At 65.0% G+C, this 12,951-nt stretch carries 12 protein-coding genes and 1 pseudogene; 10 read left to right on the top strand and 3 right to left on the bottom strand.

The window, feature by feature from the left end; genetic code table 11:
• From HUK82_RS17190 to HUK82_RS10275, 4 genes and pseudogenes are all read left to right on the top strand, one after another.
• Nucleotides 1–213 (top strand): annotated as a pseudogene (locus tag HUK82_RS17190) (hypothetical protein); the annotation flags it as partial.
• 76 nt (nt 214–289) lie between these two features.
• Complete coding sequence (gene otsB / locus HUK82_RS10285; protein WP_176613873.1) at nt 290–1,048, top strand: trehalose-phosphatase; 759 nt, start codon at nt 290–292, stop codon at nt 1,046–1,048.
• Nucleotides 1,036–2,379, top strand: coding sequence for an alpha,alpha-trehalose-phosphate synthase (UDP-forming) (locus HUK82_RS10280; RefSeq protein ID WP_176613872.1), 1,344 nt, complete (start codon nt 1,036–1,038; stop codon nt 2,377–2,379). Before otsB ends, HUK82_RS10280 begins: the two co-directional genes overlap by 13 nt.
• A gap of 3 nt (nt 2,380–2,382) precedes the next feature.
• Nucleotides 2,383–2,907, top strand: a complete 525-nt coding sequence (locus tag HUK82_RS10275; protein WP_246495604.1) for a disulfide bond formation protein B — start codon at nt 2,383–2,385, stop codon at nt 2,905–2,907.
• Here HUK82_RS10275 and HUK82_RS10270 read toward each other — a convergent pair.
• The gene (locus HUK82_RS10270; protein ID WP_176613871.1) at nt 2,861–3,043 is read right to left on the bottom strand and encodes a DUF1328 domain-containing protein; all 183 of its coding nucleotides are present in this window, start codon (nt 3,041–3,043) and stop codon (nt 2,861–2,863) included. The genes HUK82_RS10275 and HUK82_RS10270 overlap by 47 nt on opposite strands.
• A gap of 166 nt (nt 3,044–3,209) precedes the next feature.
• Between HUK82_RS10270 and HUK82_RS10265 the strand changes: the two genes are divergently transcribed.
• On the top strand, nt 3,210–5,255 hold the full coding sequence (locus HUK82_RS10265) for an NAD(+) synthase (protein ID WP_176613874.1): 2,046 nt from the start codon (nt 3,210–3,212) through the stop codon (nt 5,253–5,255).
• Between the two features lie 276 nt (nt 5,256–5,531).
• Nucleotides 5,532–6,896: a beta strand repeat-containing protein gene (locus HUK82_RS10260; protein ID WP_176613870.1), complete on the top strand. Its 1,365-nt coding sequence runs from the start codon at nt 5,532–5,534 to the stop codon at nt 6,894–6,896.
• 68 nt (nt 6,897–6,964) lie between these two features.
• Here the strand turns inward: HUK82_RS10260 and HUK82_RS10255 are convergent, their stop codons facing one another.
• The gene (locus tag HUK82_RS10255) at nt 6,965–7,846 is read right to left on the bottom strand and encodes a rhamnan synthesis F family protein (protein ID WP_176613869.1); all 882 of its coding nucleotides are present in this window, start codon (nt 7,844–7,846) and stop codon (nt 6,965–6,967) included.
• 197 nt (nt 7,847–8,043) lie between these two features.
• On the opposite strand from HUK82_RS10255, the gene HUK82_RS10250 reads away from it, so the two are divergent.
• Nucleotides 8,044–9,231: an AI-2E family transporter gene (locus HUK82_RS10250; protein ID WP_176613868.1), complete on the top strand. Its 1,188-nt coding sequence runs from the start codon at nt 8,044–8,046 to the stop codon at nt 9,229–9,231.
• Nucleotides 9,232–9,252: 21 nt separating this feature from the next.
• On the opposite strand, the gene HUK82_RS10245 is transcribed toward HUK82_RS10250, so the two are convergent.
• Nucleotides 9,253–10,008 (bottom strand): Crp/Fnr family transcriptional regulator, encoded by a 756-nt coding sequence (locus tag HUK82_RS10245; RefSeq protein WP_176613867.1) that lies wholly within the window; start codon nt 10,006–10,008, stop codon nt 9,253–9,255.
• Between the two features lie 201 nt (nt 10,009–10,209).
• Between HUK82_RS10245 and HUK82_RS10240 the strand changes: the two genes are divergently transcribed.
• The 3 genes from HUK82_RS10240 (at nt 10,210) to hemN (ending at nt 12,906) form a co-directional block, all read left to right on the top strand.
• Nucleotides 10,210–10,635, top strand: a complete 426-nt coding sequence (locus tag HUK82_RS10240) for a hypothetical protein (RefSeq protein WP_176613866.1) — start codon at nt 10,210–10,212, stop codon at nt 10,633–10,635.
• A gap of 107 nt (nt 10,636–10,742) precedes the next feature.
• On the top strand, nt 10,743–11,522 hold the full coding sequence (locus tag HUK82_RS10235) for an OmpW/AlkL family protein (RefSeq protein WP_176613865.1): 780 nt from the start codon (nt 10,743–10,745) through the stop codon (nt 11,520–11,522).
• A gap of 4 nt (nt 11,523–11,526) precedes the next feature.
• Nucleotides 11,527–12,906, top strand: coding sequence for an oxygen-independent coproporphyrinogen III oxidase (gene hemN / locus HUK82_RS10230; protein WP_176613864.1), 1,380 nt, complete (start codon nt 11,527–11,529; stop codon nt 12,904–12,906).
• The last annotated feature ends 45 nt before the right edge of the window (nt 12,907–12,951 follow it).

The raw sequence follows: 12,951 nt of genomic DNA, 5'->3' as shown, positions 1-12,951 counted from the left end.
CCACACGCTTTGACAGTGCCTTTTGGATCGGCAGTCCCCGTGCCGCCGGTCCCGGCGCGACGTCCCGTCGCACCTCCTCCGCCGGCCTCCGAGGCCCCGACGCAACTCGCACCGACGTCGCTGGTTCCCGAGCCAATGCCGGCGGTGCCCGATCAGCCGCCGTCTGCCGATGCGCCGACCCAGCTCGCACCTCCGGTGCCGAACCAGAACTGATCCTGTCGGCCACCGTCTTCCGGTGGTCCGACGATGTTCGCGGGACGGCGGTCGTCTTGGCCGCAGGGATGGACACATGACCGACACGTCCGAGTTTCACGCTCAGATCAGCCAGTTGCCGCCGCCGGATCGCACAGCGTTCCTGTTCGATTTCGACGGGACACTGGTCGATATCGCACCCACGCCGGACTCCGTGGTGGTTCCCGATACGCTGAAAGCCAGCCTGCGCGCCCTGCGCGGTCGTGTCGGCGGCGCTCTGGGGGTCATCTCCGGGCGGGCGATTGACCAGATCGACCATTTCCTCGATGATCTGCCCTATGCCGTCGCGGGCGAGCACGGAATTGCAGTGCGCCACGCGCCGGGGGCGGCCATCGAACGGGCCGACCTGCCGGTCATGCCCGCCGCATGGCTGGAAGAGGCCGACGCCGTGGCCGCACGCGTGCCCGGCGTTCTGGTCGAACGCAAGCGTGCCGGTTTCGTGCTGCATTTCCGCGCGGTTCCGGCCAAGGGCGACGCCCTTCGCGCCATGGCCGAGCGCTGGGTCGGCAGCGCCCCCGGGTTTCACATTCAGGCCGCCAAGATGGCGTGGGAAATCCGCCCCGCCGGCGTGGACAAGGGCCATGCCCTCAACGCCGTGATGGCCAGTGCGCCGTTCGCGGGCCGCCTGCCGGTCTTCGTCGGCGATGACGTGACCGACGATGATGCGATCGCACAGGCGCGCGCCCTTGGCGGCGTGGGCTTCCGGCTCCCGGAGGATTTTGCCGATCCGACAGCGTTCCGGGGTTTTCTGGCCCGCCTCGCGGCCTCGGGGGAGGGTGCTTCATGGGGCGTCTGATCATTGTCTCCAACCGCGTGCCGTCGCCGCGAGAGCGTCTTCAGCCCGCCGGCGGACTGACGGTCGGACTGCGGGATGCCGTGCGCGGCAACGAGAGCCTCTGGTTCGGCTGGTCCGGGGCGACGACGGACGAGCGTGACGACGACCCGTTGCCAAGCCTCGATGTCGTCGAAGGCGTGACCTATGCCACGATCGACCTGACCGCCCGTCAGCTCGAGGGCTTTTACCAGAACTTCTCCAACGGCCTTCTCTGGCCCCTGTGCCACTATCGTGTCGGCCTGATGACCTACCGGCGTTCGGACTGGGAGACCTATCTGGAGGTCAATGCCCTGTTCGCGCGTGTCCTGGTGGAGCAGTTGCAGCCCGACGACGTGATCTGGGTGCACGATTATCACCTGTTCCCGCTCGGCCAGGCGCTGCGTGACCTGGGGGTGACCAACCGCATCGGCTTCTTCCTGCATATTCCGTGTCCGCCGTGGAGCCTGATGCGCTCGCTGCCCGGCGCCGACCTGCTGCTGCGCGACATGGAGGCCTATGACCTGGTCGGCGTACAGACGCAGGAGGACGTCGAGAACATGAACCAGTCCTTCTCGTTGTGCGGGATCGCCGCGCGCGCGCAGGCGTTCGCCATCGGCATCGATCCGATCGAATTCCACCGTCAGGCCATCGCGAGCGCCGACACCCCGGCCGTGCGCCGTCTGGTCGAAAGCCTGCACGGGCGCACGTTGATCCTGGGTGTCGATCGCCTGGACTATTCCAAGGGACTGCCGGAACGGTTTGCCGGGTTCGAAGCGTTTCTGGAGCGTTTTCCGCAGTATCGCGGCAAGGTCACGTTTCTTCAGATCGCCCCGGTCTCGCGCGGTGACGTCCCGGAATATCAGGCCCTGCGGCGCCAGCTCGACGAACAGGTCGGCCGGATCAACGGCGTGCATGCAAGCTACGACTGGACGCCGGTCCGCTACATGACCAGTCCTGTGCCGCGCGACACGTTGGCCGGGTTCTACCGCGAGGCCGATATCGCGCTGATCACGCCCCTGCGCGACGGCATGAACCTCGTGGCGAAGGAATACGTGGCGGCACAGGATCCCGACGACCCGGGGATGCTGATCCTGTCGCACTTCGCCGGCGCCGCGCCGGAAATGATGGATGCCGTTCTGGTCAACCCGTTCGACCCCGACGAAATCGCCGATGCGCTCGCGCTGGCGATGGAGGCGACCCGCGACGAACGCATCGCGCGGTTCACGCCTCTGGACGTCGAGGTGCGACGCAGTACGGCCAGCGTCTGGGCGCGCGATTTCCTCAAAGCCCTGAAAGCGGGTCTGGACGACTGATTGATGACATCCCGCGTCGGATTGGGTGGTGACCGCGGGGTCGCCGCCATGTTGCTCATGGCGTCGATCGTGGCGCTGGCAATCGCCTGGTGGGCGGAACACGTCGCCGGGATGGTGCCCTGTGCCCTTTGTCTGGTGGAGCGTTGGCCGTGGCGTGTGATTGGCCTCACCGCGCTGCTGGTGCTTGTTCTGCCATGGCGGAGGGGGGGAAAGGTACTCCTGGCACTGATCGCCCTGACGCTTCTGGTGTCCTGCGCGCTTGCCGTGCTGCATGGCGGGGTAGAGTGGGGTTGGTGGTCCAGTCCGCTGCCGGAGTGCCAGGCGCCCCGGCTCACGGGGGCCACCATGGCGGAGCGTCTGGCCTCCATGCCGGTGCGGCCGGCCAAGCCATGCGACGCGCCCGCCTATCTGGTGTCCTGGCTGCCGGTCTCGATGAGCGTGCTGGGCGGCCTGTATGCGGCCGCCCTGCTGTTGGCGATGTTTACAGTCGCCGTCCGCGCCCGCGGCCACGCCCGAACAGGAACGTGATCAACGCGAGGATAACAAACACAAGGAACAGCGCCTTGCCGATCGTCGCGAAGTCGGCCGCGATGCCGCCGAAGCCAAACACGGCGAACACCAGCGCGAGTATCAGGAACAGAAGTGTCCAGCGAAGCAGGTCCATGGGATATCCTGTCAAAGTCGTGGCGAGAGCGCGGGACGGCGCCCGCGCAGGACCGGGCTGGGCCGCACGCGGCATCCTCCGTCTTGTGGGCTCAACCGCCGATAGGGCATGAAGTTGCAGGACGTCCCGCGTGTGGACGACCGATGACAAGGTGACAGGCAACACCATGCCCGATTTCCGCTCGATCTATCATCAGGGTTTCGCCCGGGTGGCGGCCTGTACCCTGCCCGTGGCGCTGGCCGATCCGCTGGAGAACGCGCGGCGTACCGTGGCGGTCGTTCGCGACTGCGCGGTAGAGGGCGCGGTGCTGACGGTCTTTCCCGAACTTGGCATCAGCGGCTACTCCATCGAGGACCTGCGGTTTCAGGAAGTCGTTCTGGACGCCGTGGAAGAGGCCATCGCCCATGTCGCCCGCGAGACGGCAGCCCTCTTGCCGATCGTTGTCATCGGTGCGCCGTTGCGCCATCGCGATGGCCTGTTCAACTGTGCCGTCATTATTCACCGGGGCGAGGTTCTGGGTGTGGTGCCCAAGTCGTTCCTTCCCAACTATCGCGAATTCTATGAGGCGCGGCAGTTTCTGGGCGGCGCGGGACGACGTGGCGATCAGATCATGCTCGGCGGCCGGCCGGTCGCGTTTGGTGTCGATCTTCTGATCGAGGCGCGCGACGTGCCGGGACTGTGCGTCGGTGTGGAGATCTGCGAGGACCTCTGGGTGCCGCAGCCTCCGTCGACGGCCCTCGCGCTGGCCGGTGCCACGGTGATCGCCAATCTGTCGGCCAGCAACATCACGGTGGGCAAGGCGCGCGAGCGTACGCTGTTGTGCCAGTCCCAGTCGATGCGCTGCGTGGCCGCCTATCTCTATGCGGCCGCGGGCGAAGGCGAGTCGACGACCGACGTCGCGTGGGACGGTCAGGTATCCATTTTCGAGAACGGCGCGACGCTGGCCGAGTCCGGCCGCTTTCCCGATGGCGCGTGCTTCGTGATGGCCGACATCGACCTGATGCTGCTTCGGCAGGAACGCATGCGCATGACGAGCTTCGCGCAGACGCGGGCGGCATCACCCGACCTGCCGTGGCGCCGGTTGCCGGTCGACCTGGCTCCCCCGGCCGACGATATCGGCCTGAAGCGCACGGTCCAGCGTTTCCCCTTCGTGCCAGCCGAGCCTGAGCGCCTGGAACAGGATTGCTTCGAAGCCTGGACGATCCAGGTGTCCGCGCTGCGCCAGCGGCTCCAGGCGACGGGCGTTCGGCGCATGGTCATCGGCGTGTCCGGCGGTCTCGACTCGACGCATGCCTTGCTGGTGGCGGCACGGGCGGCGGACGAGCTGGGGCTGGGGCGGGACGCTGTGCTGGCCTACACCATGCCCGGCTTCGCCACCGGGTCGGAGAGCCTGACAAACGCCCACGAACTGATGCGCGTACTGGGTGTGGCGGCGGCCGAGCTTGATATCCGCCCGTCGGCGCGCCTGATGCTCGAACAGATGGGCCACCCGTTCGCCAAGGGCGAGCCGGTGCACGACGTGACGTTCGAGAACGTGCAGGCCGGGCTGCGCACCGACTATCTGTTCCGGATCGCCAACCAGCACGACGCGATCGTGATCGGCACCGGCGATCTGTCCGAGTTGGCGTTGGGCTGGTGCACCTACGGCGTCGGCGACCAGATGTCCCATTACGGGGTAAACGCCGGTGTGCCCAAGACCCTGATCCAGCACCTGATCCGGTGGCTGATCGGGTCCGGTCGGTTCGATGGCGCGACAGGACGCGTGCTTCAGCGCATCGTCGACATGGAAATCTCGCCCGAGCTCGTGCCGGCCACGGAGGATCAGCCGATCCAGAGCACCGAGTCACGGATTGGTCCCTACGCGCTTCAGGATTTCACCCTGTATTATGTGTTGCGGTACGGGTTTCGCCCGTCGCGCATCGCGTTCCTGGCCGAGGCGGCGTGGGGCGACGTCTCGCGCGGGGCGTGGCCGGACGGCTTTCCCGTCGAGTCCCGCCGGGCCTATGACCTTGCGGCCATCCGGCTCTGGCTCGACGTCTTCCTCCGGCGCTTTTTCGGGTTCAGCCAGTTCAAGCGTTCAGCGTTGCCCAACGGGCCGAAAGTGCTCGCCGGAGGGGCCCTGTCTCCCCGGGGCGACTGGCGGGCGCCGTCGGACGGAAATGCGGCGGCCTGGCGGCACGAACTGGCAACACATGTTCCCGACAGCGTCTAAGCAGTCTTGTGGATGTGGTACGAAAGAGACAAACCGGCGGACATCGGCGGGTCTAGTTACCAAACATACACTTTCGTGTAGCGGCGTAGCTATAGAGTGGTCCAAGGGGAAAAGGGGGCGGCAAAGCCACGGGTGACGGACAGAAGAAAAATCTCGTTCGGCCGGAAAATACCTTGCTGTCGCGTCTCTGAATCGTCTAGCAACAGGAAATGACCCGTCTTAGGCCCCTTGGTCGGTCGGGAAGTAGACCATAACGCTGCCCTATGAGGTGAATGAATGGCTTACGTGACCGTACCGGGTGCCTCGGGCACCACGATCAATGTGTCTGTAACCGGCGCTAACAATTCCGCCGCCGTCGAACTGTACAAAGGCCTGCTCGCAACCAGTGGGCTGACCCAGGTGGTCGGCGTGGCCGGGTCTACGACTGCGGCAAGCAGTTCCCAGGTGGATGTGACATCTGCCGGCGCGTACACGATCTCCGGCTCGGGTGCCGGAAATTCCATCGTCGTTGGCCAGTCGGTTGCCGCAGGTTCGTCCAACGCCTCCATACTGAATGCCTCGGTCGGCATTTCCGTGGCCGGCGCCGTTTCGTCGCACGTGTCGGTCTACTCTGGTAATGCGGGCTCCACGACGATCGATGGTGGCTCTGCCAGCTACGCGAGCATCGTCGGTGGCGCCGGTGACAACCTCATCCGCACGGTCAGTAATTCGGCCGCGACGATCCTGACCGGCTCGGGCAACGACACCATCTACACCGGCAGCGGGATCTACACGGTCAACGCTGGCGACGGGAACAACAACATCCAGCTCGGCGCCGGGACGAACTATGTTCGTTCGGAAGGCACTGACACGATTTCCGGTACCGGAAATCACGACACCGTGACGATCGTCGGCGGCTCGAGCATTGTTTCGCTCGGCTCGTCAGCGCTGATCGTCAATGCCGGTTCAGGCAGCACCATCACCGCCGGTGGTGGGTCGACGCTGGCGGGCGGTTCGTCGGATATGGTCACGTTCACCAGCGGTACCGGTTCGGTGCTTGGCGGCATGAGCGACACCATCTCGGCGGCCGGCAACCTGACGGCGACCAACGTCGACGGTGGCTCTCTGAGCGTGAGTGGCGCCCTGAACTTTGTTGGTGGGTCGGGCGATACGACCATCACCGCCGGTTCGGCGACCGTCTATGGTGCCTCGGGTCTGAATGCCTACATCGGCGCGTCGTCGGGTAACGTTCTGTTCGCCTCGCTTGGTGGCGACCAGACCTTGAACGGCGCCAATACTACCAGTGCGCTGCACGCATTCGGCAACACCGGTTACACGGTGTTCATTGGTGGCACGGGTGCGGACACTCTGGTCGCGGGTGCCGGCGGCACGTCGCTGACCGGCGGAACGGGCTCGGGCAACCTCTTCGCGTGGCTGAACGGCCACGAAGGCGGCTCGTCCGTGATCACCGACTTTGGCAGCGCTGCGGGTAACCAGGTCGCTCTGTATGATTACGGTTATCAGAACAATGGCGGACTTCAGACCCTGCTGAATTCGGCCGTCGTGTCGAACGGCAACACGACGCTCACTCTGTCGGACAAGTCGACGATCACGTTCCTGAACGTTACGGACCTCAAGGCCAGCGACTTCCAACTGTCCTGATCAGGCCTTCGTTTCCGAGGGAAAGAAGCCGGGCGAAAGCCCGGCTTTTTTTATGGATGACGACGGCGCTAACGTCTAGCCTTCAGGAGTTCTTTCAACGTCGCGCCAAGGCTTCCGGAGTCTTGACTGATGGCGCCGCGCAGTAATTGGGTCGCGATAGAGGGCGGAGGGGACTCCTTCGCGTTCAAACCGGCCAGATGTGTCTCGATCCATTGAGGCGCAAAGAATGACGTGTCCAGAATCGCCTCGGGCCATGTCTTGAGCCACGCGATGCGTTGCGCGTTGTCGCGCAATACTTCGACTTTGAGAAACGGCACTCGTCCGGACGTAATCGAGGTTCTCCAATGCACATGCATTGGATTGACCGGAAAAACAGACGAGAGGCGGCCGGTGCGAGACGTCTGCGCGACCTCGACGCGTAATCCTTCTGCCCTGATCGCGACGCCAAGGCCAATCTCGCCATGAAAGACGATTTCCGCGCGCTCCATGCCGGCGAACGGCATCGCGAACACGCGTTGAATGGCCGGGCGCTCGAAGGCCGCGCGGGACAGTCCGAAAAACCATGACTGGAGGTGCCAGTGGACCTCCTGACTGTCGACCAGTCCCCAGACGTCTGCATCCGCGAGGGAAGAGATCAGGGGTGCCAAAGGGCGCAGAGGCCCGAAGACACTGTCGTTGGCAAACAAAAGTGCCCCGTCGCCCCGGGCATACCCCTGTTGAATCAGATGCTGCCAGGCGCCGAAGTCCAGTCCGCCGTTTGCCCGTGCAACGACCGTGATGCTGTTCGCATCGCAGAAAGCCGCCACCTCGTCCGGGACGGTGTCATGACCGGAACAGGCCATGACGACCCTGAAGCCACACTCCTGGATCTGGCGCAGCAGGTGGCGGACATGGACAGGCAGCGTCCCGCGTGGCTCATACTGGGCGAACAGACAGATGTTTCGGCTCATCGACCCGGCCTCCTCATACCGTGCCCGCGACCGCGCTTTTCCGGTCCGGATCGCATCCGTTCCTCATGAACACTACCGATGGTTCTATCCGCTGCCGTGCGCGCGGCATACCCGTCGCGAGAGTCCTTGTGGGGGGGAATGGAACGCGTTACGGGTGAGCGACGTCAGAACGACGTCCTTCACGAAAGCCGACCCGGGTGCCTCCTGAACACGATCAACGCGAGAGCGTCCAGTCGGCGTATAAACGAACCAAGCTTAGCCTCACCGAGGTATGCCTGCTGATTCTGACCGTGCTGGCCGTGTTCTACACCTTGTCAGTCGCGTCGCAGATCGTGTTGCCCTTCGTGCTGGCCCTGGTGATCAATCTGTTGCTGGTCGGTCCGATGCGCGTTCTGTCGCATCGTCTCCGCGTACCGAAACCGCTGGCCGCACTGGTATTGATGCTTGGCCTGGCGGGCGTGATCAGCGCCATCGGGATCGCGATCTCCGTGCCGGCCGCGGGATGGATCTCACGGGCGCCGGAAGGGCTTCCGGCGTTGCAGGCTCAGCTTGCGGTGCTGCGTGAGCCTCTCGACGCCATCACCAATGCCTATACCCATATCCAGATCATTCTGTCGGGCGGCAATGCCGACCCATCTTCCGCTCTCGCACCCGGCGCCGGGGGGGACGGGTTGCGTCGCCTCGGCACGACCGTCTTTGATCACACGCGGCTTCTGATCGGTCAGCTGCTGACCATGCTGCTGATGCTGTTCTTTCTTCTGACCGAAGGGGACAGTCTGCTGCGCCGGTTCGTGGAAATCATGCCGACTTTTGCCGACAAGCGTCGCGCGGTGCGGATCGCGTCGCAGATCGAGCGGAACGTGTCGCTCTATCTCGCGACCATCACGATCATGAATCTTCTGGTCGGGGTGTTCAATCTGGTGCAGTGCTGGCTGGTCGGCATGCCCAATCCCCTGCTCTGGGGGGTGCTGGCGTTTCTGCTCAACTACATTCCGATCATCGGGCCGCTGACCGGTGTCGTGATCTATTTCTTCGTGGGACTGTTCACGTTTCCATCCCTGTTTCAGTCCTTCGCCGCGCCGACCATCTACCTGTGCATTCATATGCTCGAGGGCGAGGTCATTACACCCATGCTGCTCGCCAAGCGCTTCACGCTCAACCCCGTGCTGGTCATGGCATCGCTGATGTTCTGGGACTGGCTATGGGGCATTTCGGGCGCGTTTCTGTCCGTGCCCATGCTCGCCGTCTTCAAGATTATTTGTGACCATGTCGAACAGCTGACGCCCATCGGTCACATCCTGGGCGGTCCTGTCCGCCCGACGACGCTGCGGACGCTGGGCCGCGACTACGGGGCGATGGATTTCGGCAATAACGAGGACGCGTGAGCGCCGGCCTGCGTGCCGCCGTCAGTCCCGGTCGCCCTCCGCGATGTCGGCCAGACGGTCGGCATCAAGCAGGCGCAGATTATGGCTGCCTGCGTCGGCGATCAGCCCTTCCTTGCGCAGGGCACTCAGCGTGCGGCTGACGGTTTCTATGGTCAGGCCGAGATAATCGGCGATATCGGTGCGCGTCATCGGCAGGACCAGCACATCGTCCTCCTCCGCATTACGTAAGCGCTCGAGCAGGAACGTCGCCACGCGTTCGCGCGCCGTCTTGCGCCCCAGCAGCAGCATCTGGTTCTGTGCCACCACGAGTTCGTTGGAGGCTTCCTCCAGCAGGCGCCGCTCGAGCCGGGGGAAGTCGTCCATCAGGCGCGTCATGCGCGGTCGTGAAAAACGGCACAGATGCACCGTGTCGATCGCTTCGGCCCCGAAGGCATAATGATCGCCGACCGCCAGCCCGAGGAAATGACCCGCGGTCGCGAAGCCGGTGATCTGGCGCCGCCCGTCGGGCAGCAGCTTGAACAGCTTCGCCGTCCCGGACGTGATGTTGAAAAAATCGGTCGCCTCGGCTCCGTCCTCGATAAAGGAGCAGCCCGGCGGGACCGTCATATGCACGACGCTGGCTGCCAGACGGTCCAGGTCGGGATCGCCGATCGCATTGCAGACGCTGGCTTTCCGTGCCCCGCAGCGGCTGCATTGCGAAACACCACCGGCCCGGTTGCCCGGCCGGACGCAGGATCGCAGGCCCGTCAACGACCCGTGTGTGGCGGCATCAGACATGTGTTCCAACTCTCCCGTCACATAAGCCGGTCTGGCGGGTGTCGCATCGGCTGTACAGTATGTCCCATCCGTGCGGGGCGGGAGCAACCCTTGACGTGTGTCAATGCGTCGTGTGCCGCCCGATTTTACACCCTAGTGATGATGTCCGGTTATGCGTCCGATCCCTGTCCCGGTGTCGAGGTGTCCATTCGGACGCGCTGCATGCGGGCTGCCGACGTTCCGGCTGTCTTTCCTCTTCTGGCGCACGCATCGCCCGGTCTTGGCATGACGGCGTGGCGCCGTCGTGCCGTGCGACCCACGTTCGGCGACCGCTGCGTGCGCAGTGGCGGCGTCGTCGCCGAGATCGGGCCGCAGGGCCGCCCCTGTGCCGTGGCCCTCTTTCGGCAGGACCCGGATATGCATTTCGGGCGCGTGTTGCTTGTCCAGCATTTCGTGGTGGCCAGCCTGTCGCTGCAGGACGAGATCGCGCGCGCTCTGGGCATGTGTCTCGAGAGTGAGGCTATCGCCCGCGGATGTGGGGCGATTCGGACCGTGCTGAGCTCCAAACACGGGTCTGGTACCCACACCACCCTTTTGACCATGGGCTTTCGGCCCGACGACGTCGTGCTGCTCAAGCCGCTGACATGACATGCCTGCGCGCAACGCGGGGGTTCGTTGACGCAGGTCAAGGGCATCCTCGCCGTGGCGTGATTAGGTGGCTTCAACGAAGACACGATTGAGAATCAGAAACGATCATGGCCCGCATCAGAAACACGCTTGTTGCCCTGTCCACCCTGGCCGGTCTGGCGGTAACCCCGCTGGCCGCACGCGCCCAGTCGGCAAATGGCGTCTATGTCAACGCGCCCGTGGCCGCCCCGGCGACGGCCCCCGCCGCGCCCTCGGGGCATTGCGGGCTGTTCGAGACCTGTGCCTCGACGAAAATCGGTCTGGGCAAGGGCGATTTCCTGATCCGCCTGTCGGCGATCGGCGTGATGCCCGAAGACACCAGCAGCCGGATCTGGCTGAACGGCCAGCATATCGCGGGCGCCATCAAGGCGACGCGCCAGGCGGCCCCGGAACTGACGTTCGAGTATTTCTTCACGGATAATGTGTCCGTCGACCTGATCGCGGCCAGCACGCGTCACGAAATCGCCGCGACCGGAACCCCGTTGGGCCATCTCGATGTCGGCAGCGCGTGGGTTCTGCCGCCGACGATCACGTTTGCCTGGCATTTTCGTCCGCACAAGCGCTTCAATCCGTATGTGGGCGTGGGCGGCACGCTGGCCTGGTTCCACAATGTGTCGCCAGCGGGCGGCATCATGCAGAAGCTCAATCTGGGCGTGACGGGCGGACCGTCGGTCGATATCGGGTTCGACTATCAGGTCGTGGGGAACTGGTTCTTCAACATGGATGCCAAGCAGATGTTCATGCGCGCCCATGCCTGGGTGAACGATCGTGACAGCGGTTCCTTCATCAAGGCCCACGACTCGCTCGATCCGACCGTGGTGGGCGCCGGTATCGCCTATCGTTTCTGATCCGATGGACGAATCGCGTTTGGACGTTTTGCTGGCACGGTACGGGGGCGCGGTCCCCCGCTACACCAGCTATCCGCCGGCGACGCGGTTCGATCCGGACACCGGCGCCGCGCAGAGTGCCGGGTGGCTCGACGCGGTGGCGGCGGAAACGCCGATCTCGCTCTATCTGCATGTGCCGTTCTGTCACGAGATGTGCAGCTTCTGTGGCTGCAACACCAGTGTCGTGAACAGCAGTTCGGTGCGCGCGGCCTATGGTGCCCTCCTGATCGAGGAAATCAGCCGTGTCGCCGGCCGTCTGCACGGACGGGGCCGCGTGACCGCGCTCCATTGGGGCGGCGGAACGCCCACGGCCCTTCCGCCGTCGACCTTTGCCCGGGTGATGAGGGAGATCGAACGTCAGTTCACGTTCATGCCGGACGCGGAGCGGGCGATCGAACTCGATCCCCGGCATCTGCCGGACGACTATCCGGCCCTCCTGAAGACCTATCGCTTCACGCGCGCCAGCGTCGGCGTGCAGGATCTGGACCCCGTGGTCCAGCAGGCCTGCGGGCGGCTTCAGCCCGAGGTGCTGACGGCGACGTGCCTCGCGCGTCTGCGGTCCGAAGCGGGGGTGGCCTCGGTCAATGTCGATCTTATGTATGGGCTGCCACACCAGACGATGGCGTCGGTCGGGGCAACTGCCCGTCGCATCGCACACTACGAGCCCGACCGGATCGCCGTGTTCGGCTACGCCCATGTTCCCTGGAAGGTCAGGCGCCAGACGCTTATCGACGGACAGGCGCTTCCCGGAACCCGCGCGCGTTTTGAACAGCGCGCGGAGATCGACGATGTCCTGCGGGGCGCCGGATACGTCGCGGTGGGTCTGGACCATTATGCGCGACCGTCTGACCATCTGGCACGGACCGGGGGGCAGACCGGGGCACCGGGCACGCGCCTGCACCGTAATTTCCAGGGCTACACCACCGACGATGCCCCGGTCCTGATCGGCCTGGGCGCGTCGGCGATTTCCCTGTTTCCCGAAGGCATTGTCCAGAACGCGGCGACCACGCAGGCCTATGCGCGGGCTCTGGGCCGTGACGCCGCCTTGCCAGTGCAGCACGGCCTTGCCCGCACCGAAGACGACCATCGCCGCTGGACGGTGATCGAGCGTCTGATGTGCGATCTGGCCGTCGACCTGCGCGCTACGACGGGTGTCGGCTGGGGTGCGTTTGGCGGCGCGCGTGCCAGGCTTGCCGGGTTCGAGAGGGACGGTCTGGTGACCATTCACGATACGCATGTTCAGGTGACAGAGCTGGGGCGCCCCTTCCTGCGTGCCGTCGCGGCCGTGTTCGACGCAACGTTGCCTGCCGCGACCGAGGGACCCCGCCATGCCGTCGCCGTCTGACTCAGCCCGGCCGGGACCGACACGGGCGGGGCCCGGCGCCCCAGC

Source organism: Ameyamaea chiangmaiensis (assembly GCF_013376175.1).
In the GTDB taxonomy this organism is placed as follows: Bacteria; Pseudomonadota; Alphaproteobacteria; order Acetobacterales; family Acetobacteraceae; genus Ameyamaea; species Ameyamaea chiangmaiensis.
The sequence above is the reverse complement of the archived record's forward strand: the minus strand, read 5'-3'. Positions and strand labels throughout refer to the sequence as shown.

Bases quoted from the DNA above. Each gene is read 5' to 3' on its own strand.
- otsB (WP_176613873.1), top strand. From the start codon at position 290: ATGACCGACACGTCCGAGTTTCACGCTCAGATCAGCCAGTTGCCGCCG.
- HUK82_RS10280 (WP_176613872.1), top strand. From the start codon at position 1,036: ATGGGGCGTCTGATCATTGTCTCCAACCGCGTGCCGTCGCCGCGAGAG.
- HUK82_RS10275 (WP_246495604.1), top strand. From the start codon at position 2,383: ATGACATCCCGCGTCGGATTGGGTGGTGACCGCGGGGTCGCCGCCATG.
- HUK82_RS10270 (WP_176613871.1), bottom strand. From the start codon at position 3,043: ATGGACCTGCTTCGCTGGACACTTCTGTTCCTGATACTCGCGCTGGTG.
- HUK82_RS10265 (WP_176613874.1), top strand. From the start codon at position 3,210: ATGCCCGATTTCCGCTCGATCTATCATCAGGGTTTCGCCCGGGTGGCG.
- HUK82_RS10260 (WP_176613870.1), top strand. From the start codon at position 5,532: ATGGCTTACGTGACCGTACCGGGTGCCTCGGGCACCACGATCAATGTG.
- HUK82_RS10255 (WP_176613869.1), bottom strand. From the start codon at position 7,846: ATGAGCCGAAACATCTGTCTGTTCGCCCAGTATGAGCCACGCGGGACG.
- HUK82_RS10245 (WP_176613867.1), bottom strand. From the start codon at position 10,008: ATGTCTGATGCCGCCACACACGGGTCGTTGACGGGCCTGCGATCCTGC.
- HUK82_RS10240 (WP_176613866.1), top strand. From the start codon at position 10,210: ATGCGGGCTGCCGACGTTCCGGCTGTCTTTCCTCTTCTGGCGCACGCA.
- HUK82_RS10235 (WP_176613865.1), top strand. From the start codon at position 10,743: ATGGCCCGCATCAGAAACACGCTTGTTGCCCTGTCCACCCTGGCCGGT.
- hemN (WP_176613864.1), top strand. From the start codon at position 11,527: ATGGACGAATCGCGTTTGGACGTTTTGCTGGCACGGTACGGGGGCGCG.